Source organism: Pseudomonas sp. UF-293 (genome assembly GCF_058245595.1).
Genome location: NZ_JBSICA010000012.1, coordinates 1 through 23,558 on the forward strand (window position 1 = coordinate 1; position 23,558 = coordinate 23,558).

20 protein-coding genes are annotated in these 23,558 nt (G+C 61.3%); 13 read left to right on the forward strand and 7 right to left on the reverse strand.

The genetic code is table 11. The annotated features are described in order from the left end of the window. Nucleotides 1-153: 153 nt before the first annotated feature. On the forward strand, nucleotides 154-903 hold the full coding sequence (locus AC4IHP_RS14975) for a FadR/GntR family transcriptional regulator (protein WP_490832053.1): 750 nt from the start codon (nucleotides 154-156) through the stop codon (nucleotides 901-903). A gap of 3 nt (nucleotides 904-906) precedes the next feature. On the opposite strand, the gene AC4IHP_RS14980 is transcribed toward AC4IHP_RS14975, so the two are convergent. Then, nucleotides 907-1,287 (reverse strand): hypothetical protein, encoded by a 381-nt coding sequence (locus tag AC4IHP_RS14980; RefSeq protein WP_460123968.1) that lies wholly within the window; start codon nucleotides 1,285-1,287, stop codon nucleotides 907-909. 298 nt (nucleotides 1,288-1,585) lie between these two features. Here AC4IHP_RS14980 and kdgD point away from each other — a divergent pair, with 298 nt between their 5' ends. The 5 genes from kdgD to AC4IHP_RS15005 all read left to right on the forward strand — a co-directional run bounded on the left by kdgD (nucleotide 1,586) and on the right by AC4IHP_RS15005 (nucleotide 8,204). After that, entirely contained in the window at nucleotides 1,586-2,497 is a 912-nt protein-coding gene (gene kdgD / locus AC4IHP_RS14985) for a 5-dehydro-4-deoxyglucarate dehydratase (RefSeq protein ID WP_039759443.1), read from the forward strand. 71 nt (nucleotides 2,498-2,568) lie between these two features. Further along, complete coding sequence (locus AC4IHP_RS14990) at nucleotides 2,569-4,014, forward strand: aldehyde dehydrogenase family protein (RefSeq protein ID WP_016771707.1); 1,446 nt, start codon at nucleotides 2,569-2,571, stop codon at nucleotides 4,012-4,014. A gap of 165 nt (nucleotides 4,015-4,179) precedes the next feature. Beyond that, on the forward strand, nucleotides 4,180-5,541 hold the full coding sequence (locus AC4IHP_RS14995; RefSeq protein WP_490832054.1) for an MFS transporter: 1,362 nt from the start codon (nucleotides 4,180-4,182) through the stop codon (nucleotides 5,539-5,541). An 11-nt stretch (nucleotides 5,542-5,552) separates the two neighbouring features. Beyond that, a complete protein-coding gene (garD, locus tag AC4IHP_RS15000) occupies nucleotides 5,553-7,106 on the forward strand; it encodes a galactarate dehydratase (protein WP_016771706.1) in 1,554 nt (517 codons plus the stop codon). A 156-nt stretch (nucleotides 7,107-7,262) separates the two neighbouring features. Then, nucleotides 7,263-8,204 carry an AEC family transporter gene (locus AC4IHP_RS15005; protein WP_460123975.1) on the forward strand — a complete coding sequence of 314 codons (942 nt, stop codon included), beginning with the start codon at nucleotides 7,263-7,265 and terminating at the stop codon, nucleotides 8,202-8,204. Between the two features lie 117 nt (nucleotides 8,205-8,321). Here the strand turns inward: AC4IHP_RS15005 and AC4IHP_RS15010 are convergent, their stop codons facing one another. The 6 genes from AC4IHP_RS15010 to gatC form a co-directional block, all read right to left on the reverse strand. Next, complete coding sequence (locus AC4IHP_RS15010) at nucleotides 8,322-8,702, reverse strand: carboxymuconolactone decarboxylase family protein (protein ID WP_150742784.1); 381 nt, start codon at nucleotides 8,700-8,702, stop codon at nucleotides 8,322-8,324. Next, nucleotides 8,699-9,709: a calcium/sodium antiporter gene (locus tag AC4IHP_RS15015; RefSeq protein WP_490832104.1), complete on the reverse strand. Its 1,011-nt coding sequence runs from the start codon at nucleotides 9,707-9,709 to the stop codon at nucleotides 8,699-8,701. Before AC4IHP_RS15015 ends, AC4IHP_RS15010 begins: the two co-directional genes overlap by 4 nt. A 97-nt stretch (nucleotides 9,710-9,806) precedes the next feature. Then, complete coding sequence (locus tag AC4IHP_RS15020; RefSeq protein ID WP_024011604.1) at nucleotides 9,807-10,178, reverse strand: septal ring lytic transglycosylase RlpA family protein; 372 nt, start codon at nucleotides 10,176-10,178, stop codon at nucleotides 9,807-9,809. Nucleotides 10,179-10,327: 149 nt separating this feature from the next. Then, nucleotides 10,328-11,773, reverse strand: a complete 1,446-nt coding sequence (gene gatB / locus AC4IHP_RS15025) for an Asp-tRNA(Asn)/Glu-tRNA(Gln) amidotransferase subunit GatB (RefSeq protein WP_016771702.1) — start codon at nucleotides 11,771-11,773, stop codon at nucleotides 10,328-10,330. A gap of 10 nt (nucleotides 11,774-11,783) precedes the next feature. After that, nucleotides 11,784-13,235: an Asp-tRNA(Asn)/Glu-tRNA(Gln) amidotransferase subunit GatA gene (gatA, locus tag AC4IHP_RS15030; RefSeq protein ID WP_490832055.1), complete on the reverse strand. Its 1,452-nt coding sequence runs from the start codon at nucleotides 13,233-13,235 to the stop codon at nucleotides 11,784-11,786. Nucleotides 13,236-13,251: 16 nt separating this feature from the next. Then, complete coding sequence (gene gatC / locus AC4IHP_RS15035; protein ID WP_024011606.1) at nucleotides 13,252-13,539, reverse strand: Asp-tRNA(Asn)/Glu-tRNA(Gln) amidotransferase subunit GatC; 288 nt, start codon at nucleotides 13,537-13,539, stop codon at nucleotides 13,252-13,254. 211 nt (nucleotides 13,540-13,750) lie between these two features. Here gatC and mreB point away from each other — a divergent pair, with 211 nt between their 5' ends. The 7 genes from mreB (at nucleotide 13,751) to AC4IHP_RS15070 (ending at nucleotide 23,556) form a co-directional block, all read left to right on the forward strand. Further along, nucleotides 13,751-14,788, forward strand: coding sequence for a rod shape-determining protein MreB (gene mreB / locus AC4IHP_RS15040; RefSeq protein WP_002555108.1), 1,038 nt, complete (start codon nucleotides 13,751-13,753; stop codon nucleotides 14,786-14,788). A 140-nt stretch (nucleotides 14,789-14,928) separates the two neighbouring features. Beyond that, on the forward strand, nucleotides 14,929-16,032 hold the full coding sequence (mreC, locus tag AC4IHP_RS15045) for a rod shape-determining protein MreC (RefSeq protein WP_080902498.1): 1,104 nt from the start codon (nucleotides 14,929-14,931) through the stop codon (nucleotides 16,030-16,032). Next, on the forward strand, nucleotides 16,032-16,523 hold the full coding sequence (gene mreD / locus AC4IHP_RS15050) for a rod shape-determining protein MreD (protein WP_042608773.1): 492 nt from the start codon (nucleotides 16,032-16,034) through the stop codon (nucleotides 16,521-16,523). The genes mreC and mreD overlap by 1 nt, the downstream gene beginning before the upstream one ends. A gap of 37 nt (nucleotides 16,524-16,560) precedes the next feature. Continuing rightward, a complete protein-coding gene (locus AC4IHP_RS15055) occupies nucleotides 16,561-17,157 on the forward strand; it encodes a Maf family protein (RefSeq protein WP_490832056.1) in 597 nt (198 codons plus the stop codon). Between the two features lie 58 nt (nucleotides 17,158-17,215). Further along, complete coding sequence (gene rng / locus AC4IHP_RS15060; protein WP_016771696.1) at nucleotides 17,216-18,673, forward strand: ribonuclease G; 1,458 nt, start codon at nucleotides 17,216-17,218, stop codon at nucleotides 18,671-18,673. A gap of 75 nt (nucleotides 18,674-18,748) precedes the next feature. Then, nucleotides 18,749-22,552 carry a YhdP family protein gene (locus AC4IHP_RS15065; protein ID WP_490832057.1) on the forward strand — a complete coding sequence of 1,268 codons (3,804 nt, stop codon included), beginning with the start codon at nucleotides 18,749-18,751 and terminating at the stop codon, nucleotides 22,550-22,552. A 143-nt stretch (nucleotides 22,553-22,695) separates the two neighbouring features. After that, nucleotides 22,696-23,556, forward strand: a complete 861-nt coding sequence (locus AC4IHP_RS15070) for a carbon-nitrogen hydrolase family protein (protein ID WP_460123988.1) — start codon at nucleotides 22,696-22,698, stop codon at nucleotides 23,554-23,556. Nucleotides 23,557-23,558: the final 2 nt, after the last annotated feature.

A 23,558-nucleotide genomic window follows, 5' to 3' on the forward strand; every position in this document is an offset into this window, starting at 1 on the left:
GGGGCCATACCGGTCGACGAATCTGTCGTCTGAACCACCGCTTTCGCGAGCAGGCTCGCTCCCACAGTGGGGTAATGTGATCTGCCCGGTGATCGTACAACTCGCTTGAGCTATGATGGCGCCAAGCCGAACTTTCGAGACAAGATACAAATCATGGAAAAGCTGATCGACACCCCGCGCCTCCCCCGCAAGCGCCGCAGCCTCGCCCAGGAACTGGTGACGGTGTTGAGCGAGCAGATCCGCGATGGCCTGCTCAAGCGTGGCGACAAGTTGCCCACCGAGTCGGCGATCATGGAAGCCCATGGCGTCAGCCGCACCGTGGTCCGCGAGGCGATTTCCCGTCTGCAGGCCGCCGGCCAGGTGGAAACCCGCCACGGCATCGGCACCTTTGTCCTCGACACCCCAAGCCCGAGCGGTTTCCGCATTGATCCGGCCACCGTCGTCACCCTGCGTGACGTGCTGGCGATTCTCGAATTGCGCATCAGCCTCGAAGTCGAGTCCGCTGGTCTTGCCGCGCAACGCCGCAGCCCCGAGCAACTGGCGACCATGCGCGCCGCCCTCGACGCCTTGAACGAAAGCGCCTCCCATGCCAGCGATGCGGTGTCGTCAGACTTCGCTTTCCACCTGGAAATTGCCCTGTCCACCGGCAACCGCTACTTCACCGACATCATGACGCACCTGGGCACCAGCATCATTCCACGTACCCGGCTGAACTCGGCGCGACTGGCCCATGATGATCAGCAACATTACATGGGCCGTCTGAGCCGTGAGCACGAAGAAATCTACGACGCGATCGCCCGCCAGGATTCCGAAGCTGCGCGTGCTGCGATGCGTCTGCACCTGACCAACAGCCGCGAAAGACTGCGCCAGGCCCATGAAGAGGCACAGGCGCAGCGAAGCTGACTCTTACGCCTCTATGCGCATCCTCAGCGCCTGCGAATACGGCTCCATACTCGACTCATCGCGAAACTTGTAGCGCAGCTCCACCTCGCGGCCCAGGTACGGTTGCAGCGCTTCTTTGGGCAGCTGCACCTCGATGTCGAACAGCTTTTCCATTTCATCCTCGGCGTCGTCCCAAGCGCCGGTGTCGACTTCATCACCTTCCCATTCAGGTTCTTCAGCATCGCTGCCGAGGATCGCGTAAACGCTCCAGTTCGCCGCGAAATCGCTGGAATCCGGAACCTGCACGGTGAGGATCTCCGGCATTTGCGAGAGCTGAACAGTGACGCGGTCGTCCTGCGCAGGAGCGGTGTGGGTGAGGGTGGGGGCGGCAAAATGCATCGACATAACGGCTTCCTTTGAGTGGTCCGCCACGATCCTTCGTGGCAGTCGACGTACTTTACGAGCCGCTCGTCCCTTCGCAATTAAACGAATCCGGACCAGATATTTCAGCCGACAAATGCTTCTGAAATGGGCCTCCCAGCGATTTCAGGAAGTGCGAAAGCCAATCTTGTCCGACAAAAAAGCGCTGCCAACGATGAAATGCAGTTGACGGTTATTTTTTAAGTTGTACGATGACCTACAACTTCGGCGAAGGCTGAACGGTCCACTCACAATAAAACGTTGCTACCAGGGTGTTCGAATAATGAATCCACAAGAACTGAAGTCCATCCTCTCTGCCGGCCTGCTGTCTTTCCCGGTGACCGATTTCAACGCGCAAGGCGATTTCAACCGCGCGGGCTACATCAAGCGTCTGGAATGGCTGGCTCCGTATGGCGCTTCGGCTCTGTTCGCTGCCGGCGGCACCGGTGAGTTCTTCTCCCTCGCCGCCAGCGAATATTCGGAAATCATCAAGACTGCCGTCGACACCTGCGCAACCAGCGTGCCGATCCTCGCCGGCGTCGGTGGTTCGACCCGCCAGGCCATTGAATACGCTCAGGAAGCCGAGCGTCTGGGCGCCAAAGGCCTGCTGCTGCTGCCGCACTACCTGACCGAAGCGAGCCAGGACGGTGTTGCCGCCCACGTTGAAGCCGTGTGCAAATCGGTGAAGATCGGCGTGGTCGTCTACAACCGCAACGTTTGCCGCCTCACCGCGCCGCTGCTGGAACGTCTGGCCGAGCGCTGCCCGAACCTGATCGGCTACAAGGATGGCCTGGGCGATATCGAGTTGATGGTGTCGATCCGTCGCCGCCTCGGTGATCGCTTCAGCTACCTGGGTGGTCTGCCGACCGCTGAAGTCTACGCCGCTGCCTATAAGGCTTTGGGCGTGCCGGTCTACTCCTCGGCGGTGTTCAACTTCATCCCGAAAACCGCGATGGACTTCTACCACGCGATCGCTCGCGAAGATCACGCCACCGTCGGCAAGATCATCGACGACTTCTTCCTGCCGTACCTGGACATCCGCAACCGCAAGGCCGGTTATGCCGTGAGCATCGTCAAGGCAGGTGCAAAAATCGCCGGCTATGACGCAGGTCCGGTGCGTGCGCCGCTGACCGACCTGACCGGCGAAGAGTACGAAATGCTCGCCGCGCTGATCGACAAGCAAGGCGCGCAATAAACGAGAAAAAGCGAGGCCGCTGAGCAATCAGCGGCTTTTTGCGTGAAGGCTTCAGAGTTGAGGGCTGCCCTGTGACAACTGCAAAACGCTACGACAACTACATCAATGGCGAATGGGTCGCCGGTGCCGATTACTCGGCCAACATCAACCCGTCCGAACTCAGCGACACCATCGGCGATTACGCCAAGGCTGACCTGACTCAGGTCAACGCAGCCATCGACGCTGCCCGCGCTGCGTTCCCGGCGTACTCCACTTCGGGCATCCAGGCTCGTCACGATTCGCTGGATAAAGTCGGCACCGAAATCCTCGCCCGTCGCGAAGAGCTCGGCACGCTGCTGGCCCGTGAAGAAGGCAAGACCCTGCCGGAGGCGATCGGTGAAGTGACCCGCGCCGGCAACATTTTCAAGTTCTTCGCCGGTGAATGCCTGCGCCTGTCCGGTGACTACGTGCCGTCGGTACGCCCGGGCGTCAACGTAGAAGTCACTCGCGAAGCGCTGGGCGTGGTCGGTCTGATCACTCCGTGGAACTTCCCGATCGCCATCCCGGCGTGGAAAATCGCTCCGGCCCTGGCCTACGGCAACTGCGTCGTGCTCAAGCCTGCCGATCTGGTGCCGGGCTGCGCCTGGGCGCTGGCGGAAATCATCTCCCGCGCGGGCTTCCCGGCCGGTGTGTTCAACCTGGTGATGGGCAGCGGTCGCGTGGTTGGCGAGGCGTTGGTCAACAGCCCGAAAGTCGACGGCATCAGCTTCACTGGTTCGGTGGGTGTTGGTCGTCAGATCGCCGTCAACTGCGTTTCGCGCCAAGCCAAAGTGCAACTGGAAATGGGCGGCAAGAACCCGCAGATCATTCTCGACGACGCCGACCTCAAGCAAGCGGTCGAGCTGTCGGTACAGAGCGCGTTCTACTCCACCGGCCAGCGTTGCACGGCGTCGAGCCGTCTGATCGTAACCGCCGGCATTCACGACAAGTTCGTTGAAGCGATGGCCGAGCGCATGAAGTCGATCAAGGTCGGCCACGCGCTGAAGGCCGGCACCGACATCGGTCCGGTGGTTTCCCAGGCGCAGCTTGAACAGGACATGAAGTACATCGACATCGGCCAGTCCGAAGGCGCACGTCTGGTCAGCGGCGGCGGTGTGGTGACTTGCGACACCGAGGGCTACTTCCTCGCGCCAACGCTGTTCGCCGACAGCGAAGCGTCGATGCGCATCAGCCGCGAAGAAATTTTCGGCCCGGTGGCCAACATCGTTCGCGTGGCCGATTACGAGGCCGCGCTGGCAATGGCCAACGACACCGAATTCGGCCTCTCGGCCGGCATCGCCACCACATCGCTGAAGTACGCCAACCACTTCAAGCGCCACTCCCAGGCCGGGATGGTGATGGTCAACCTGCCGACTGCCGGCGTGGATTACCACGTACCGTTCGGCGGGCGTAAAGGCTCCTCCTACGGCTCCCGCGAGCAGGGCCGCTATGCGCAAGAGTTCTACACGGTCGTGAAGACCAGTTACATCGGCTCCTGATACACGCAATACCCCTGTAGGAGCTGCCGAAGGCTGCGATCTTTTGATCTTTTTTTTCAAGATCAAGATCAAAAGATCGCAGCCTTCGGCAGCTCCTACAGGGAATAAATGCAAGACCAAAGAAGCTTCACCCCGCATAAAAATAATCAGTGGGAGTACATCTGCATGCAATCCTCCAAGCCGACTCACGTCCGCTATTTGATCCTGCTCATGCTGTTTCTGGTGACCACGATCAACTACGCCGACCGTGCCACGATCGCCATTGCCGGCTCCAGCCTGCAAAAGGACCTTGGCATTGACGCCGTCACCCTCGGCTACATCTTCTCCGCATTCGGTTGGGCCTACGTCGCCGGGCAAATTCCCGGTGGCTGGCTGCTCGATCGCTTCGGCTCGAAAAAAGTCTATGCCCTGAGCATTTTCACCTGGTCGCTGTTCACCGTGCTGCAAGGCTTCGTCGGTGAATTCGGCATGTCCACGGCGGTGGTTGCGCTGTTCATGCTGCGTTTCCTGGTGGGCCTGGCGGAAGCGCCATCGTTCCCTGGCAACGCGCGCATCGTGGCGGCGTGGTTCCCGACTGCTGAACGCGGCACCGCTTCGGCGATCTTCAACTCGGCGCAGTACTTTGCCACCGTGTTGTTCGCGCCGTTGATGGGCTGGATCGTCTACAGCTTCGGCTGGGAGCACGTGTTCATCGTCATGGGTATCCTCGGTATCGTGTTCTCGCTGGTGTGGCTGAAAGTCATCTACAGCCCGCGCGAACACCCACGCGTCAACGAGGCCGAGTTCAAGCACATCGCTGACAACGGCGGCATGGTCGATATGGATCAGAAGGGCAAGAAGTCCGACGGTCCGAAGTGGGATTACATCCGTCAGCTGCTGACCAATCGCATGATGCTTGGCGTGTATCTGGGCCAGTACTGCATCAACGGCATCACCTATTTCTTCCTGACCTGGTTCCCGGTGTATCTGGTGCAAGAGCGTGGCATGACCATTCTCAAGGCCGGTTTCATCGCTTCGTTGCCGGCGATCTGCGGCTTTATCGGCGGCGTGCTCGGCGGGGTGATTTCCGACTACCTGCTGCGCAAGGGCCATTCGCTGACCTTCGCCCGCAAGGCGCCGATCATCGCCGGTCTGCTGGTATCGAGCAGCATCGTCGCGTGCAACTATGTTGAAGTGGAATGGATGGTCGTCGGCTTCATGGCTCTGGCATTCTTCGGCAAAGGCGTTGGCGCACTGGGCTGGGCGGTGGTTTCCGACACTTCGCCGAAACAGATCGCCGGTCTGAGCGGTGGCCTGTTCAACACCTTCGGCAACATCGCTTCGATCACCACGCCGATCGTCATCGGCTACATCATCAGCTCCACCGGTTCGTTCAAGTGGGCGCTGGTGTTTGTCGGTGCCAACGCACTGGTCGCGGTGTTCAGCTATCTGGTGATCGTCGGCCCGATCAAGCGTGTGGTCTTGAAAGAGCCGCCAGCCAAGGGCGGCAATGAAGCCACCGGCAATTTTTCTCAAGCGCATTCCTGAGGAGCGGCGTCATGCAGTTGATTGAACATTCCGACTCGCCGCGCTACATCCGCCTGCACGAGCGGGACAACGTTGTAGTGGTGGTCAATGATCAGGGCGTACCGGCCGGTACCGAGTTCGCCGATGGCCTCGTCACGCTGGATTTCGTGCCGCAGAGCCACAAGGTCACCCTGGAGGATATTCCCGAAGGCGGCCCGGTGATTCGTTACGGGCAGATCATCGGCTACGCGTTGCAGCCAATCCGCCGTGGCAGTTGGGTCAAGGAAGATCAACTGCGCATGCCGACCGCGCCGCCGCTGGACAGCTTGCCGCTGTCCACCGATGTGCCGGATGCCCAGGCACCGCTGGAAGGCTTCACGTTCGAGGGTTATCGCAATGCCGACGGCACCGTCGGCACGCGCAACATTCTCGGCATCACTACCACCGTGCAGTGCGTCACCGGCGTGCTCGATCACGCGGTCAAGCGCATCAAGGAAGAGCTGCTGCCGAAGTACCCGCACGTCGATGACGTGGTGGCGCTGACCCACAGTTATGGCTGCGGTGTGGCGATTACCGCCACCGACGCCTACATCCCGATTCGTACCGTGCGCAATCTGGCGCGCAACCCGAACCTGGGTGGCGAAGCGCTGGTGATCGGTCTGGGCTGCGAGAAATTGCAGGCCGGGCAGGTGATGCACGAGGACGATGCCTCGGTGGATCTCAGCGATCCGTGGTTGTACCGCTTGCAGGATTCCAGTCACGGCTTCACCGAAATGATCGAGCAGATCATGGAGCTGGCTGAAGTTCGTTTGAAGAAACTCGACCAGCGCCGCCGCGAAACCGTGCCGGCCTCCGAGCTGATTCTCGGTATGCAGTGCGGCGGCAGCGATGCGTTCTCCGGCATCACCGCCAATCCGGCGCTGGGTTATGCCTCGGACTTGCTATTGCGTGCGGGGGCGACGGTGATGTTTTCCGAAGTCACCGAAGTGCGCGATGCGATCTATCTGCTGACCTCACGGGCGCAGACGCAAACCGTCGCCGAAGAGCTGGTGCGCGAGATGGACTGGTACGACCGTTATCTGGCCAAGGGCGAGGCTGATCGCAGCGCCAACACCACGCCGGGCAACAAGAAGGGCGGGTTGTCGAACATTGTCGAGAAGTCGCTGGGCTCGATCGTCAAGTCTGGCAGCAGCGCGATCAACGGCGTGCTCGGCCCGGGCGAGCGCTTCAAGCACAAGGGCCTGATTTTCTGCGCGACGCCGGCGAGCGATTTTGTTTGCGGTACGTTGCAACTGGCGGCGGGGATGAACCTGCACGTGTTCACCACCGGTCGCGGCACGCCTTATGGGCTGGCCATGGCGCCGGTGGTCAAGGTTTCGACGCGGACTGAACTGGCGCAGCGCTGGCCGGACCTGATCGATATCGATGCCGGACGCATCGCCACCGGGCGTGCGACCATCGAAGAGCTCGGCTGGGAGCTGTTTCACTATTACCTGGACGTTGCCAGTGGCAAGCAACAGACCTGGGCGGAGAAGCACAAGCTGCATAACGACATTACCTTGTTCAACCCGGCGCCGATTACCTGAGACCGCGTCATCGTTCTTCGCGAGCAGGCTCGCTCCCACAGGGAAATGCATTGCAAATGTGGGAGCGAGCCTGCTCGCGAAAGCGATCTGCCAGACGCCGAAGGACTTGTGGCTTATCATTAGCCCCCTATCGACGCTCATCCAAGGCTATCCGGCATGCTGGCAATCTTTCTTGAAACCCTGAACATCACCGCGCCGGTGTTTGCCATGCTGTTTCTCGGTGTGCTGCTCAAGCGCATCGACTGGATCAACGACAACTTCATCCACACCGCCTCATCGCTGGTGTTCAACGTCACGATGCCGGCGCTGCTGTTTCTCGGCATCCTCCACGCTGACCTGCACGCCGCGCTGCAACCTTCGCTGCTCATTTACTTTTCCCTCGCAACGCTGGTGAGCTTCGCGGTGGCCTGGGGCTGGGCGATTTTCAAGTGTCCGCGTGAAGATCGCGGCATCTACACCCAGGGCGCGTTTCGCGGCAACAACGGCGTGATCGGTCTGGCGCTCGCCGCGAGCATGTACGGTGATTACGGTATTTCCCTCGGGGCGATTCTCGCGGCGCTGGTGATCCTGTTCTACAACACGCTGTCGACCATCGTGCTGGCGGTTTACAGCCCGGTGATCAAGTCCGATCCGTGGAGCATCTGCAAAAGCGTGTTCAGCAACCCGCTGATCATCAGCGTGATTTCGGCGGCGCCGTTCGCTTATTTCAAGATCGGTTTGCCGGGCTGGCTGGAAACCTCCGGTCAGTATCTGGCGCAGACCACGCTGCCGCTGGCGCTGATCTGTATCGGCGGCACGCTGTCACTGGCGGCGTTGCGCAAGAGTGGCAACATGGCACTCAGCTCCAGCCTGGTGAAGATGGTCGGTCTGCCGTTATTGGCAACGTTCGGCGCGTGGCTGTGGGGCTTTCGCGGGGCGGAGCTGGGGATTCTGTTTCTCTACTTTGGCAGCCCGACGGCGGCGGCAAGTTTCGTCATGGCCCGGGCGGCGCAGGGCAATCATGAGCTGGCGGCGGCGATCATTGTGCTGACCACGTTGATGGCGGCGATTACCACCAATGTCGGGATCTTTGTGTTGCAGTGGGGTGGGTGGATCTGATCAAGGATGTGCGGTGTCTGGCAGGGCCTCTTCGCGTGCAGGCTCGCTCCCGCATTTGAAATGCATTCCAAATGTGGGAGCGAGCCTGCTCGCGAAAGCTAGTTCAGCAGCACTGAATCACTCAGGTTTCTGGTAGGTATCGATCACTTCCTGCGCCGCGCGAAACGCATCAATCGCCGCCGGTACACCGGCATACACCGCGCAATGCAGCAGCGCCTCGCGAATCTCCTCCACCGTGCAGCCGTTGTTCAACGCGCCGCGTACGTGGCCCTTCAACTCCTGCGGACACTTCAACGCGGTCAGTGCGGCGAGGGTAATCAGGCTGCGGGTTTTCAGCGACAGACCTTCGCGATTCCACACCCCGCCCCACGCGTGTTCATTGACGAAATCCTGCAACGGCTGGGTGAACTCGGTGGCATTGCCCAAGGCGCGATCAACGAACGCATCGCCCATGACCTGACGACGGATTTCAACCCCGGACTGCTTCGACTCGCTCATGGCACATCTCTCTTGTGGTGTTGGCGACGCCAGGCGCGGATTGACGTGAACAGCAGAAACGTCAGCAGCGCCGGCAGGACATAAAACAGCATCAAGCGCTCGAGTCTGCCGGCCAGCGGCATGCCGGTGGTGAACGACACCACATGCAGCCCGTAAACCAGATACAAACCGAGCAGCAGCAAGCCTTCGGCCCGGGTCACGCGGTAGCCGGAATAGAACACCGGCAGGCACAGCGCAGCGACGCCGAGCATTACCGGCAAGTCGAAATCCAGCGCATTGGGCGATACCGAAAGCGGCGTCGGTGCGAGCAGCGCGGTCAGGCCGAGCACCCCGAGCAGGTTGAACAGATTGGCGCCGATCACGTTGCCCACGGCAATGTCGCGCTGCCCGCGCAACGCCGCGATCAGCGAAGTCGCCAGTTCCGGCAGCGAGGTGCCGACCGCGACGACTGTCAGGCCGATGACCCGTTCCGACAGGCCAAGATCGGTGGCCACGACCACGGCGGCGCCGAGCAGCAAACGGCCGGCGAACACCAGCATGGTCAGGCCGGCGAGAATCATCAGCCCGCTGATCAGCCAGGATTGCTGCGTCTCGGTTGGGCGTTCTGTATGAGGTCGCGTCGAGTGGCGCGACTGGCGAAACAGCAAGCCGAGGTACAACGCCAGAGCGCCGAGCAGCAGGACGCCGTCGAAACGCCCGAGGTCTTTGTTCCAGGCGAGGATGAACACCAGCAGGCTGGCGCCGATCATCAGCGGGATATCCAGACGCACCAGTTGCCGCGACACGCGCAGCGGGATGATCAGTGCCGAGAGGCCAAGGGTTACGAGGATGTTGAAGATGCCGCTGCCGACCACGCTGCCGACGGCGATGTCGGGGTTATCGGTCAGCGCCGCTTGCAGGCTGACGGTCATCTGCGGCGCGCTGCTGCCGAGGGCGACGATGGTCAGGCCGATGATCAGCGGGCGCACATGCAGACGCTCGGCCAGACGTACGGCGGCGCGCACCATCAGCTCAGCGCCGATGATCAGAAGACACAGGCCACTGAACAGTTCGATGACGTTGATCAGCGGCAGATCGGCTAGTCCGAAAATGGTCGGCGCTCCATCAGTCGAGGGCCTGCACGCGAACCCGTGCGGTGCCACTGCGCAGCATGCCGATTTCATCGGCGGCCTCGCGTGACAGATCGATCAGTCGGCCACGGGTGTGCGGGCCACGGTCATTGATGCGGACCACGACTGATTCATCGTTTTTCAGATTGGTGACCTTCACCCGCGTGCCGAACGGCAACTGGCGGTGGGCGGCGGTCAGGGAATGCTGGTTGAACGCTTCGCCGCTGGCGGTGCGCTTACCGTGATGTTTGGCTCCATAGTAGGAGGCGACGCCGGTCTGGTCGTAACCGTGCGGGTCAATGGTGTCGGTACTGGCGCAACCGGCCAGCAGGGAGAGCAGGGCGCTGCTCAGCAACAGACGCTTCATTCAAGGTTTCCCGGATACAAATGTGGGAGCGAGCCTGCTCGCGAAGAGGCCGTCAGTCGCAACATCCGTGTCGGATGTCATGGCGCTTTCGCGAGCAGGCTCGCTCCCACAGGGGATGGAGCCAGGCTTTGGATCTGGCTCCACCGTGGTCAGCCTTCGAGCTTGCTTTTCAGCAGTTCGTTCACCTGCTGCGGGTTGGCCTTGCCTTTCGAGGCTTTCATGGCCTGGCCGACGAAGAAGCCGAACATCTTGCCGCGTTTGGCTTCGTCTGCCGCGCGGTACTGTTCGACCTGTTCGGCGTTGGCCGCGAGCATTTCGTCGAGCACGGCCGAGATCGCGCCGGTGTCGGTGACTTGCTTGAGGCCGCGCTTCTCGATGATCTCGTCAGCACTGCCTTCGCCGTTGGCCATCGCTTCGAACACCACCTTGGCGATCTTGCCGGAGATGGTGTTGTCCTTGATGCGCTGCAGCATGCCGCCCAGTTGCTCGGCGGACACCGGCGAATCCTCGATGTCCAGGCCCTGCTTGTTGAGCAGGCTGCCCAACTCGACCATCACCCAGTTCGCCGCCAGTTTCGCGTCGCCACCGATGGCCGCGACTTTCTCGAAGTAGTCTGCTTGTTCACGGCTGGTGGCCAGCACGTTGGCGTCATAAGCCGACAGACCGAACTGGCTCTGGAAGCGTTCGCGCTTTTGCGGTGGCAGTTCCGGCAGGGTCGCCCGCACTTCACCGAGGAACGACTCTTCGATGACCACCGGCAGCAGGTCCGGATCGGGGAAGTAACGGTAGTCGTTGGCTTCCTCTTTCGAACGCATCGGACGGGTCTCGTCCTTGTTCGGATCGTACAGGCGAGTCTGCTGGATGACCTTGCCGCCGTCTTCGATCAGCTCGATCTGGCGCTGGATTTCCGAGTTGATCGCCTTCTCGATGAAGCGGAATGAGTTGACGTTCTTGATCTCGCAGCGAGTGCCGAACTCGACCTGGCCTTTCGGGCGTACCGAGACGTTGCAGTCGCAACGCAGCGAGCCTTCGGCCATGTTGCCGTCGCAGATGCCCAGGTAGCGCACCAGCGCATGGATCGCCTTGACGTAAGCCACGGCTTCCTTGGCGCTGCGCATGTCCGGCTCGGAAACGATTTCCAGCAGCGGCGTGCCGGCACGGTTCAGGTCGATGCCGGTGGCACCGTTGAATTCTTCGTGCAGGCTCTTGCCGGCATCTTCTTCCAGATGCGCACGGGTGATGCCGACGCGTTTGACCGTGCCGTCTTCCAGGGCGATGTCCAGGTGGCCTTTGCCAACGATGGGCAATTCCATCTGGCTGATCTGGTAGCCCTTGGGCAGGTCCGGATAGAAGTAGTTCTTGCGAGCGAACACGTTGTGCTGACCGATCTCGGCGTCAATCGCCAGACCGAACATCACCGCCATGCGCACTGCTTCCTGGTTGAGCACCGGCAGCACGCCGGGCATGCCCAGGTCGATCAGGCTGGCCTGGGTGTTTGGCTCGGAACCGAACGTGGTGGAACTACCGGAAAAGATTTTCGACCGGGTGGTGAGCTGAGTGTGAATCTCCAGCCCGATCACGACTTCCCATTGCATGTGTGTCTCCTCAGAAGCCGGTTGGGGTGCGGGTGTGCCAGTCAGTGTGTAACTGATACTGGTGCGCAACATTGAGCAAACGGCCTTCCTGGAAGTACGGCGCGAGCAACTGCACGCCCACCGGCAGACCGTCGACAAAACCGGCCGGCATCGACAGGCCCGGGAGGCCGGCGAGGTTGGCGGTGATGGTGTAGACGTCTTCCAGATAGGCCGCGACCGGGTCGCTGTTCTTCGCGCCGAGTTTCCATGCCGGGTTCGGCGTGGTCGGACCGAGGATGATGTCGACTTCATTGAACGCAGCCATGAAATCGTTCTTCACCAGGCGACGGATCTTCTGCGCTTTCAGGTAGTAGGCATCGTAGTAACCGGCGGACAGCGCGTACGCACCGACCATGATCCGGCGCTGTACTTCCGCGCCGAAGCCTTCGCCACGGGAGCGTTTGTACAGGTCGATGAGGTTTTCCGGGTTTTCGCAGCGATGGCCGAAACGCACGCCGTCGAAACGCGACAGGTTCGAGGAGGCCTCTGCCGGGGCGATCACGTAGTAGGCCGGAATCGCGTGCTGCATGTTCGGCAGGCTGATTTCCTTGATCACGGCACCGAGCTTCTGCAGCTGCTGGATGCTGTTCTGGATCAGCTCGGCAATGCGCGGGTCGAGACCGGCGCTGAAGTATTCCTTCGGCACGCCGATGCGCAGGCCTTGCAGCGACTCGCCGAGGCTGGCGGAGTAATCCGGCACTGGCTCATCGATGCTGGTGGAGTCGTTCGGGTCGAAGCCGGCCATGCCTTGCAGCAGAATCGCGCAGTCTTCGGCGGTGCGCGCCAACGGGCCGCCCTGATCGAGGCTGGAAGCATAGGCAATCATGCCCCAGCGCGAAACGCGACCGTAGGTCGGCTTCAGGCCAGTGAGATTGGTGAACGCCGCCGGCTGACGAATCGAACCGCCGGTGTCAGTGGCCGTGGCGGCTGGCAACAAACGAGCGGCAACTGCCGCCGCCGAGCCACCGGACGAACCGCCCGGCACGTGTTCCAGGTTCCAAGGGTTTTTCACTGCGCCGTACCAGCTCGACTCGTTGGCCGAACCCATGGCGAATTCGTCCATGTTGGTCTTGCCCAGAGTCACGGCGCCGGCAGCGGCCAGTTTCGCGACTACGGTGGCGTCGTACGGAGCCTTGAAGTTGTCGAGCATCTTCGAGCCGCAGCTGGTGCGGATGCCCTGGGTGCAGAACAGATCCTTGTGAGCGATCGGCGCGCCGAGCAGGGCGCCGCTCTCACCATTGGCCCGGCGTGCATCGGCGGCTTTCGCCTGCTCGATGGCCAGATCCTCGGTGAGGCTGATGAAACTGTTGAGCTGCGGATCGAGCTGGGTAATACGCGCCAGCAGTACTTTGGTCAGCTCTTCGGAGGAAAACTTTTTATCGGCGAGACCGCGGGCGATCTCGGCCAGAGTCATTTGATGCATTGCAGGCTCTTTCCCTTTAGTCGATGACTTTCGGAACCAGATACAGGCCGTTTTCGACCGCTGGTGCGATGGACTGGTAGGCCTCGCGATTATTCGTCTCGGTCACCACGTCGGCGCGCAGGCGCTGACTGGCTTCCAAAGGGTGGGCCAGCGGCTCGATACCGTCGGTATCAACGGCCTGCATTTCGTCGACCAGCCCGAGAATGCTGTTGAGGGCGGAAGTAATGTGCGGAAGATCGGCATCGTTGAGGCCAAGGCAGGCCAGATGCGCGATTTTTTCCACGTCGGAGCGTTCTAGCGCCATCGGGATTCTCCAGTGGAAAACAGAACGGACGGCGTCCGTGTGTTAGATTGTCGGAACACTACCGCACTTCTACGGTCATAAGGCCGCGATTGTGGGGCTTGGTGCACAGAAAAGCGGCCAATTTAACATATTGGCGCCTTGCCCAAAATCCCTGTCGTTGTTAGAGTTTGCCGCACTTTTTTACCCACGCGTTGCCTAGGGTCCCTTTCCCATGTTCAAGAAACTGCGTGGCATGTTTTCCAGCGATCTTTCCATTGACCTGGGCACTGCCAACACCCTTATTTACGTGCGCGAGCGCGGTATCGTCCTGAATGAGCCATCGGTTGTGGCCATTCGGACACACGGTAACCAGAAAAGTGTCGTCGCTGTCGGCACCGAGGCCAAGCGCATGCTCGGCCGTACGCCGGGCAACATTGCTGCCATTCGTCCGATGAAGGACGGCGTGATCGCCGACTTCAGCGTCTGCGAAAAGATGCTGCAGTACTTTATCAACAAGGTTCACGAAAACAGTTTCCTGCAGCCCAGCCCTCGTGTGCTGATCTGCGTTCCATGCAAGTCCACCCAGGTCGAGCGTCGCGCCATCCGTGAATCGGCCCTTGGTGCCGGTGCCCGTGAAGTGTTCCTGATCGAAGAGCCGATGGCTGCTGCGATCGGCGCCGGTCTGCCGGTTGAAGAAGCGCGCGGTTCGATGGTCGTGGATATCGGTGGTGGTACCACTGAAATCGCCCTGATCTCCCTGAACGGTGTGGTTTACGCCGAATCCGTACGTGTCGGCGGCGACCGTTTCGACGAAGCGATCATCACCTACGTGCGCCGCAACTACGGCAGCCTGATCGGTGAATCCACCGCCGAGCGCATCAAGCAGGAAATCGGTACCGCCTACCCGGGCGGCGAAGTACGCGAAGTCGATGTTCGCGGTCGCAACCTGGCCGAAGGCGTTCCACGCGCATTCACCCTGAACTCCAACGAAGTGCTCGAGGCTCTGCAAGAGTCGCTGGCAACCATCGTTCAGGCCGTGAAAAGCGCGCTGGAGCAATCGCCGCCGGAACTGGCTTCCGACATCGCCGAGCGTGGCCTGGTACTGACCGGTGGTGGCGCGCTGCTGCGTGACCTCGACAAGTTGCTGGCCCAGGAAACCGGTCTGCCGGTGATCGTTGCCGAAGATCCGCTGACTTGCGTTGCTCGCGGCGGTGGCCGTGCGCTGGAAATGATGGATAAGCACACCATGGATCTGCTTTCGAGCGAATAAGCTTCGAATGCAATACGTGGGTGAACGCACAGGCAGCACTTTGCAGTGCTGCCTGTTGGCGTTTATCTTCTGTCAGTCTTCATCCAGGCCGGTTTGATGCCGTATGAATAAACAGAACATTTGCCTGGGAGGAGCGGCTTATTAAACCGCTTTTCACCAAAGGCCCTTCGTTGGGCGTGCGCCTGTTGGTGCTGGCCGTGCTCGCGGTCGCACTGATGGTGGTCGATGCACGTTTCGACCTGCTCAAGCCCGCGCGCAAGCAAGCGTCGCTGGTGCTCATGGATGCCTACTGGATCACGGACCTGCCCGGCCGCTTGTGGGAAGGGGTCGCCAGTCAGTTCGGCAGCCGCACCGAGCTCGTCGCCGAAAACGAAAAACTCAAGACCGAAAACCTGCTGTTGCAGGGGCGCATGCAAAAGCTCGCGGCCCTGACCGAGCAGAACGTGCGGCTGCGCGAGTTGCTCAATTCCTCCGCACTGGTCAATGAAAAGGTCGAAGTGGCCGAGTTGATCGGCATGGATCCCAACCCCTTCACCCATCGCATCATCATCAACAAAGGTGAGCGCGACGGCGTGGTGCTCGGCCAACCGGTGCTCGACGCACGCGGGTTGATGGGCCAGGTGGTTGAATTGATGCCGTACACCTCGCGTGTCCTGCTGCTGACCGACACCACTCATAGCATTCCCGTGCAGGTGAACCGTAACGGGCTGCGCGCGATTGCCAGCGGTACCGGCAACCCGGAGCGCCTGGAATTGCGTCATGTCGCCGACACGGCGGACATCAAGGAAGGCGATCTGCTGGTCAGCTCCGGCCTCGGCCAGCGATTCCCGGCCGGTTATCCGGTAGCGACGGTAAAAGAAGTCATCCACGATTCCGGCCAACCGTTCGCTATCGTCCGCGCCGTGCCCACCGCCGCCCTGAACCGCAGTCGCTATCTGCTGCTGGTGTTCAGCGACAGCCGCACCGCCGAGGAACGCGCCAATGACGCGGCACAGGCCCAGGAACAGCTCGACGCCCACGGCGGTGGCCCGATGTTGCCGGCCAGCGTGCCGAAACCGTTGATCATGCCTGCCACGCCGTCGACCGCTACCGCAGCGCCGGCCGCTGAAGCCGCGGCGCCTGCCGCCACGCCAGCCAAGCCCGCCGCGAGCAAACCGCCCGCTGCCGCTCCGGCCGCTGCCAAGCCACCGGCCGCCAGCAAACCACCGGCGAAACCGCCAGCGACTACCGGGGGACGAGAGTAATGGTCGGCGCAAAAAAATCCGCAAACGGCTGGATGATCTGGCTGACGTTCTTCGTCGGCATCCTGCTCAGCGTTTCACCGTTGCCGATCTTCATGGAAATCCTTCGCCCGCTGTGGCTGGCCTTGCTCGTGACGTTTTGGGCGCTGTACATGCCGCACACGGTCGGCATGGTCACGGCGTTCTGTCTGGGGCTGGCCGAAGATGTTCTGCAGGGCGACCTGCTCGGGCAGAACGCCCTGATCCTGACTCTGATTACTTTCCTCGTGTTGTCGTTGCAGCAGCGCCTGCGCATGTTCCCGATGTGGCAGCAATGCCTGGTGATCCTGGTGATCTTCGGCCTCGCACAATTGGCGCAACTGTGGCTCAGCGCTCTGACCGGCAACCGCCAGCCAACCCTGGCGTTGGTCTTGCCGGCGCTGGTCAGTGCCTTGCTCTGGCCGTGGGTCAGCTTCGCCCTTCGCGGGATGTGCCGACGCTACAGAATCTATTGAGCCGGTGAAGCAGGGCACTGAACAGGGAGATGTTTTGATGAAACTGCTTTACCTCGCCTCCGGCTCACCGCGTCGCCGTGAATTGCTCACGCAGATCGGCGTGCACTTCGCCGCCATCAGCGCGGATATCGACGAAACCCCGCTTCCTGATGAATCCCCTTCGGCCTATGTCGAACGCCTCGCGTGTGGCAAGGCTGAGGCCGGGCGCCGCTCGGTCGTCTCTGACCAGCCGTTCTGCGTGCTCGGCGCCGATACCGCAGTGGTGCTCGACGGCAAAATTCTTGGCAAACCGGTGGACGAAGCCGACGCATGCGCCATGCTGATGATGTTGTCCGGCAACGAACACGAAGTGCTGACCGCCATCGCCGTGCTTGAAGGCGAGCGTTGCGAGTCGCGGGTGGTGCGCAGTCGCGTGCGTTTCCGCACGATCAGCCGCGAAGAGGCCAGCGCTTACTGGGCCAGTGGCGAACCGCGCGACAAGGCCGGCGGCTACGGCATTCAGGGCCTGGGCGCGGTGTTTGTCGCCGGGCTCGAAGGCAGCTATTCGGCGGTGGTTGGCCTGCCGCTGTGCGAAACCTGCGAGGTGTTGGGCCATTTCGGCATACCCTGTTGGCAAAACCTGAACACGCCCTGAGCGTCGTACGAATCCAGATGCGGCCACTATCGTGAACATGCCTGAACGAGATCCTGCCATGAGTGAAGAGATTCTGATCAACATCACGCCGATGGAGTCGCGCGTGGCGGTGGTCGAAAACGGTGTGCTGCAAGAAGTCCACGTCGAGCGCACGCAGAAACGCGGGATCGTCGGCAACATCTATAAAGGCAAGATCGTTCGCGTCCTGCCGGGCATGCAGGCGGCATTCGTCGACATCGGCCTCGATCGCGCGGCTTTCATTCACGCCGCCGAAATCTCTCTGCGAGAAGGCCCGGCCGTGGAAAGCATCAGTTCGCTGGTACACGAGGGCCAGAGCCTGGTGGTACAAGTCACCAAAGATCCGATCGGCTCCAAAGGCGCACGCCTGACCACGCAACTGTCGATCCCTTCGCGTTATCTGGTGTACATGCCGCGCACCGCCCACGTCGGGATTTCCCTGAAGATCGAAGACGAAGCCGAGCGCGAGCGTCTCAAGCAGGTGGTCAGCGATTGCGTAGCCAAGGAAGGTATCAAGGAGGCCGGCGGCTTCATCCTGCGCACGGCTGCTGAAGGCGCGGGCGCTGATGAAATCCTCATGGACATCCGTTACCTGCGCCGCCTGTGGGACCAGATCAACGAACAGATCAAGACTATCGCCGCGCCGAGCGTGATCTACGAGGACCTCGGCCTGGCCCTGCGCACCCTGCGTGATCTGGTCAATCCGAAGATCGAGAAGATCCGCATCGACTCGCGGGAAACCTTTCAGAAAACCACACAGTTCGTCGCCGAACTGATGCCGGAAATCGCCGATCGTCTGGAACACTATCCGGGCGAACGGCCGATCTTCGACCTGTATGGTGTTGAAGACGAAATCCAGCGCGCGCTGGAGCGTAAGGTGCCGCTGAAGTCCGGTGGTTATCTGGTGATCGATCCGGCTGAAGCCATGACCACCATTGACGTCAACACCGGGGCGTTCGTCGGTCACCGCAATCTCGAAGAAACCATTTTCAAGACCAACCTCGAAGCGGCCACGGCGATTGCCCGGCAGATGCGCCTGCGCAATCTCGGCGGGATCATCATCATCGACTTCATCGACATGGAAGATGAAGAGCACCAGCGTCAGGTCTTGCGCACTTTGGAGAAACAGCTGGAGCGCGATCACGCCAAGACCAACATCATCGGCATCACCGAGTTGGGCCTGGTGCAGATGACCCGCAAGCGCACCCGCGAAAGCCTTGAGCAGGTGCTGTGCGAACCGTGCAGCAGTTGCCAGGGACGCGGCAAACTTAAGACCGCCGAAACCATCTGTTACGAGATCTTCCGCGAGATTCTGCGCGAGGCCCGGGCTTACCAGGCCGAGGGCTACCGGGTACTGGCCAACCAGAAAGTGGTCGATCGCCTGCTCGATGAAGAGTCCGGTAACGTCGCCGAGCTTGAAGGCTTCATCGGTCGCACCATACGCTTCCAGGTGGAAACCATGTATTCCCAGGAACAATATGACGTGGTGCTGCTCTGAAGCCCTGCATCACCACTCATTCAACGCGGCTGGCCTCAGCTTTTCGCAGTATTTTTGCCATGGGAGCCAACTGACATGGAGCGTCTGACACGCATTCTGGCCGCACTCACCCGTTGGGGGCTGGGCCTGTGCGCGTTGGTTCTGGTGTTGATGGCGTTGTACGTCAGCCTCGGCCGCGAGCTGACCCCTCTGGTGGCCGAATACCGCGCCGACATCGAAGACAAGGCCAGTGCCGCCCTTGGCATGCCTTTGCAGATTGGGGAGCTGGAAGGCAACTGGAGCGGTTTCGCGCCGATCCTGCTGGCCCATGACGTGATGGTCGGCGACGGCGCCAACGCTCTGCGCCTCGACCGCGTGCGGGTGGTGCCGGATATGTGGGGCAGCGTGCTCGCCCGCGAAGTGCGCCTCGCGCATATCCAACTCAACGGTTTGAAGATCAGCCTCAAGGAAGCCCAAGACGGTACCTGGGCGCTGGAAGGCCTGCCGGTGCAGAAGGATCAGCCGTTCGATGCGGCGGAACTGTTCCAGCGCTCGCAGATGATCAAGCAATTGTCGGTGCTCGACAGCCAGGTGACGCTGCAACCGCTCGATCACCCGCCCATGACACTCACCTATGTCGGCCTCAATCTGCGCACCGGCGCCAGCCGTCAGCGGCTCGACGCGCGGCTGACGCTGCCCGACGGCCAGCCTGTGGCGCTGAGCCTGCGTACCCAATTGCGTCCTGATCAGTGGCAGAACAGTACCATCGACGGTTATGCCAGCCTGCCGCAGAGCGACTGGTCGAAATGGCTGCCCGAGCGCCTGACCCAGCAATGGAATTTTTCCGAGATCAAGGCCGGCGGCGAACTCTGGGTCGATTGGGCCGAAGGCGCGTTGCAGAGTGCCGCGTTGCGCCTGAATGCACCGCAAGTCACGGGCGCCTACGCCGAGCGCAAGCCGATCCAGATCAACAATCTGGCGCTCAACGCCTATTACCGCAACACAGCCGAGGGAGTTAACGTCACCCTCGATTCGCTGGCCATGAGCTTTGGCGAAACCCGCTGGGAATCCCGCCTGCAGATACAGCAGACGCGCGCCAGCGCCGAGGCTGAAGAGCTCTGGCATTTGCAGGCCGATCGCCTCGATCTGACCCCGATCACGCCGCTGCTCAATGCGCTGGGGCCGCTGCCGCAGAGTTTCGCCACGGCGGTCGAGCGTTTGAAGGTGACCGGCGGCCTGCGCAATGTCCTGCTGGACTTCCGTCCAACCGCCACCGATGGCAACAAATTCGGCTTTGCCGCCAACCTCGACAACGTCGGTTTCGATGCCTATCACGGCGCTCCGGCGGCCCGAAATGTCAGTGGCAGCCTCAGTGGCAATCTGGACGGCGGTGAGTTGCGCCTCGACAGCAAGGACTTCGTCCTGCACCTCGATCCGATCTTCGCCAAGCCATGGCAGTACCTGCAGGCCAATGCGCGGCTGACCTGGAAACTCGACAAGGATGGCTTCACGCTCATTGCGCCGTACCTGAAGGTGCTGGGCGAGGAGGGCAAGATTGCCGGCGACTTCCTCATCCGCCTGCACTTCGACCATAGCCAGGAAGACTACATGGACCTGCGCGTCGGTCTGGTCGACGGCGACGGTCGCTACACTGCGAAATACCTGCCGGCCGTGTTGAGCCCGGCGCTCGATGAGTGGCTGCGCACGGCGATTCTAAAAGGCGCGGTGGATCAGGGTTTCTTCCAGTATCAGGGCTCGCTGAGCAAAAACGCCGGCGAGGCCGATCGCAGCATCAGCCTGTTCTTCAAGGTCCATGATGCCGAACTGGCGTTTCAGCCGGGCTGGCCGCACGTGAGCAAGGTCAGCGGTGACGTGTTCATCGAAGACAGCGGCGTGCGCATCTGGGCCAGCAAAGGCCAGTTGCTCGATACGCAAGTCAGCGATGTCTTCGTCAATATTCCTCACGTACCGGCCGGGCAGAACTCGCATTTGTTACTTGATGGCGCATTTGCTGGTGGCCTGGGCGACGGCTTGAAGATTCTTCAGGACGCGCCGATCGGCACCGGCGAGACCTTTGCCGGTTGGGAGGGCGCGGGTGATCTCAACGGCAAGCTCAAGCTGGATATTCCGCTGGACAAAGGCGAACAGCCGAAAATCCTCGTCGATTTCAAGACCGCCAATGCGCGATTGAAACTGGCCGAACCGAAACTGGAACTGAGCCAGCTCAAGGGCGATTTCCGCTTCGACAGTAACAAAGGCCTCAGCGGTCAGAACATCTCTGCACGGGCCTTCGACAAACCGGTGACTGCGCAGATCTTCGCGGATGGCAGCCCCAACCAGATCAAGACCCGGGTTGCGGCGTCGGGGCAGGTCGAAGTGAAAAAACTCACTGACTGGCTGGGCGTGACGCAACCGTTGCCGGTGACCGGGACGATTCCGTATCAGTTGCAGCTGAATCTTTCCGGGGCCGACAGCCAGTTGATGGTCAGCTCCAGCCTCAAAGGCGTGGCAGTTGATCTGCCGGCGCCATTCGGCATGGCCGCCGATGTCGGGCGGGACACGGTGTTCCGCATGACCTTGCAAGGGCAGGAGCGGCGTTATTGGGTCAACTACGATCAATTGGCCAATTTCACCTTTGCCGCGCCGCCGAGCAATTTTGCCGATGGGCGTGGCGAGCTGTTTCTCGGCACTGGCGAAGCGGTGCTGCCGGGTGCCAAAGGCCTGCGCATTCGCGGGGTGTTGTCGGAACTGGACGTCGCGCCGTGGCAGGATCTGGCGAATAAATACGCCGGGCAGGACCCGGGTGGCAGCGCCAAACAATTGCTCAGCAGCGCGGACATCAAGGTCGGCAAACTGACCGCGCTCGGCACCACACTGGATCAGGCCTCGGTGCAGATCAATCGCAAGCCCGGCGCATGGAATCTCGCTCTCGACAGCCAGCAGGCCAAGGGCAGCGCCAGCCTGCCGGACGCCAAGGGCGTGCCGATCGCGGTGAATCTGCAATACGTGAAGCTGCCGGCACCGGACCCGGCGGTGCAGGCCGACGAGAATGCGCCGGATCCATTGGCGTCGGTCGACCCGACGAAAATCCCGGCGCTGGATATCACCCTCAACCAGTTGTTCCTTGGTCCCGATCTGGTCGGTGGCTGGTCGCTGAAAGTGCGACCGACCCCCAAAGGCATTGCCCTGAACAATCTCGACATGGGCCTCAAGGGCATCCTCCTGCAAGGCAACGGCGGCTGGGAAGGCACGCCGGGTGCGACCAGCAGTTGGTACAAGGGGCGGATCGGTGGCAAGAATCTGGCTGACGTACTCAAGGGTTGGGGCTTCGCGCCAAGCGTCACCAGTGAAGAATTCCACATGGATGTCGATGGCCGCTGGCCGGGCTCGCCGGCGTGGCTGGCGACCAAGCGCTTTTCCGGCACCCTTGATGCCTCGCTGAACAAGGGGCAGTTTGTCGAAGTGGAGGGCGGCGCTCAGGCGCTGCGGGTGTTCGGCCTGCTCAATTTCAACTCGATCGGCCGGCGCCTGCGTCTGGACTTCTCCGACCTGTTCGGCAAGGGCTTGAGCTACGATCGGGTCAAAGGCCTGCTGGTGGCGAACAATGGTGTCTACGTTACCCGCGAGCCGATTCGCCTGACCGGGCCTTCGAGCAATCTTGAGCTGGACGGCACGCTGGATCTGGTCGACGACAAGGTCGATGCGAAATTGTTGGTGACCCTGCCGGTCACCAACAACCTGCCGATCGCCGCGCTGCTTGTCGGCGCACCGGCGGTCGGTGGCGCGCTGTTCCTCATCGACAAGCTGATCGGCGACCGCGTCGCGCGCTTCGCCAGCGTCAAGTACACCGTCAAAGGCCCATGGAAAGAGCCGAAAATCACCTTCGACAAGCCTTTTTAACTAGCAGACACTAGCCCCGTAGGAGCTGCCGAAGGCTGCGATCTTTTGATCTTGTTTTTGAAGATCAAGATCAAGATCAAGATCAAGAGATCGCAGCCTTCGGCAGCTCCTACACAGTTCTGCGTAAATTCCGAGGAGCGGCCATGTCTCTAGCGGTGATTCAAATGGTCAGCCAGAGCGACGTGCTGGCCAATCTGGCCCAGGCCCGACGCCTGCTTGAACAGGCAGCCGCTGGCGGGGCGAAACTCGCGGTGCTGCCGGAAAATTTCGCCGCCATGGGCCGTCGCGACGTTGCTGATATCGGCCGCGCCGAGGCCTTGGGCGAAGGCCCGATCCTGCCCTGGTTGAAACAGACCGCCCGCGACCTCACCTTATGGATAGTTGCCGGTACATTGCCGTTGCCACCGTTGGATCAACCCACGGGCAAAGCCAATGCCTGCTCGCTGCTGATCAACGAACACGGCGAGATCGTCGCGCGCTATGACAAGCTGCATCTGTTCGATGTCGATGTCGCCGACAATCGCGGCCGGTACCGTGAATCAGATGACTATGCTTATGGCGGTAATGTAGTGGTGGCGGACACGCCGGTGGGGCGCGTTGGTTTGAGCGTGTGTTACGACTTGCGCTTCCCGGAGCTGTACAGCGAATTGCGCGCCGCCGGTGCCGAGTTGATTACCGCACCGTCGGCCTTTACTGCCGTGACTGGCGCCGCGCATTGGGATGTCCTGATCCGCGCGCGGGCCATCGAAACACAGTGTTATATGCTGGCAGCCGCACAGGGCGGCAGCCATCCGGGGCCACGCGAGACCTTCGGGCATGCGGCGATTGTCGACCCGTGGGGGCGTGTGCTGGCCCAGCAGGATCAAGGCGAGGCGGTGTTGCTGGCCGCCCGCGACAGCGATGAACAAGCGTCCATCCGGGCGCGCATGCCGGTGACGCGTCATCGGCGGTTTTTCTCGCAGGGCGCCCAGCGGCCTGCTTCAGAACACGAATTTAAGGCGTAAAT

Excerpts from the sequence above, each read along its gene's own strand:
- AC4IHP_RS15020 (WP_024011604.1), bottom strand. The coding sequence starts at position 10,178 with ATGAAGCGTCTGTTGCTGAGCAGCGCCCTGCTCTCCCTGCTGGCCGGT.
- rng (WP_016771696.1), top strand. The coding sequence starts at position 17,216 with ATGAGTGAAGAGATTCTGATCAACATCACGCCGATGGAGTCGCGCGTG.
- AC4IHP_RS14980 (WP_460123968.1), bottom strand. The coding sequence starts at position 1,287 with ATGTCGATGCATTTTGCCGCCCCCACCCTCACCCACACCGCTCCTGCG.
- AC4IHP_RS15015 (WP_490832104.1), bottom strand. The coding sequence starts at position 9,709 with ATGGTGCGCGCCGCCGTACGTCTGGCCGAGCGTCTGCATGTGCGCCCG.
- AC4IHP_RS15005 (WP_460123975.1), top strand. The coding sequence starts at position 7,263 with ATGCTGGCAATCTTTCTTGAAACCCTGAACATCACCGCGCCGGTGTTT.
- kdgD (WP_039759443.1), top strand. The coding sequence starts at position 1,586 with ATGAATCCACAAGAACTGAAGTCCATCCTCTCTGCCGGCCTGCTGTCT.
- AC4IHP_RS14995 (WP_490832054.1), top strand. The coding sequence starts at position 4,180 with ATGCAATCCTCCAAGCCGACTCACGTCCGCTATTTGATCCTGCTCATG.
- AC4IHP_RS15055 (WP_490832056.1), top strand. The coding sequence starts at position 16,561 with ATGAAACTGCTTTACCTCGCCTCCGGCTCACCGCGTCGCCGTGAATTG.
- gatB (WP_016771702.1), bottom strand. The coding sequence starts at position 11,773 with ATGCAATGGGAAGTCGTGATCGGGCTGGAGATTCACACTCAGCTCACC.
- AC4IHP_RS15070 (WP_460123988.1), top strand. The coding sequence starts at position 22,696 with ATGTCTCTAGCGGTGATTCAAATGGTCAGCCAGAGCGACGTGCTGGCC.
- AC4IHP_RS15065 (WP_490832057.1), top strand. The coding sequence starts at position 18,749 with ATGGAGCGTCTGACACGCATTCTGGCCGCACTCACCCGTTGGGGGCTG.
- AC4IHP_RS15010 (WP_150742784.1), bottom strand. The coding sequence starts at position 8,702 with ATGAGCGAGTCGAAGCAGTCCGGGGTTGAAATCCGTCGTCAGGTCATG.
- gatA (WP_490832055.1), bottom strand. The coding sequence starts at position 13,235 with ATGCATCAAATGACTCTGGCCGAGATCGCCCGCGGTCTCGCCGATAAA.
- gatC (WP_024011606.1), bottom strand. The coding sequence starts at position 13,539 with ATGGCGCTAGAACGCTCCGACGTGGAAAAAATCGCGCATCTGGCCTGC.
- AC4IHP_RS14975 (WP_490832053.1), top strand. The coding sequence starts at position 154 with ATGGAAAAGCTGATCGACACCCCGCGCCTCCCCCGCAAGCGCCGCAGC.
- mreD (WP_042608773.1), top strand. The coding sequence starts at position 16,032 with ATGGTCGGCGCAAAAAAATCCGCAAACGGCTGGATGATCTGGCTGACG.
- garD (WP_016771706.1), top strand. The coding sequence starts at position 5,553 with ATGCAGTTGATTGAACATTCCGACTCGCCGCGCTACATCCGCCTGCAC.
- mreB (WP_002555108.1), top strand. The coding sequence starts at position 13,751 with ATGTTCAAGAAACTGCGTGGCATGTTTTCCAGCGATCTTTCCATTGAC.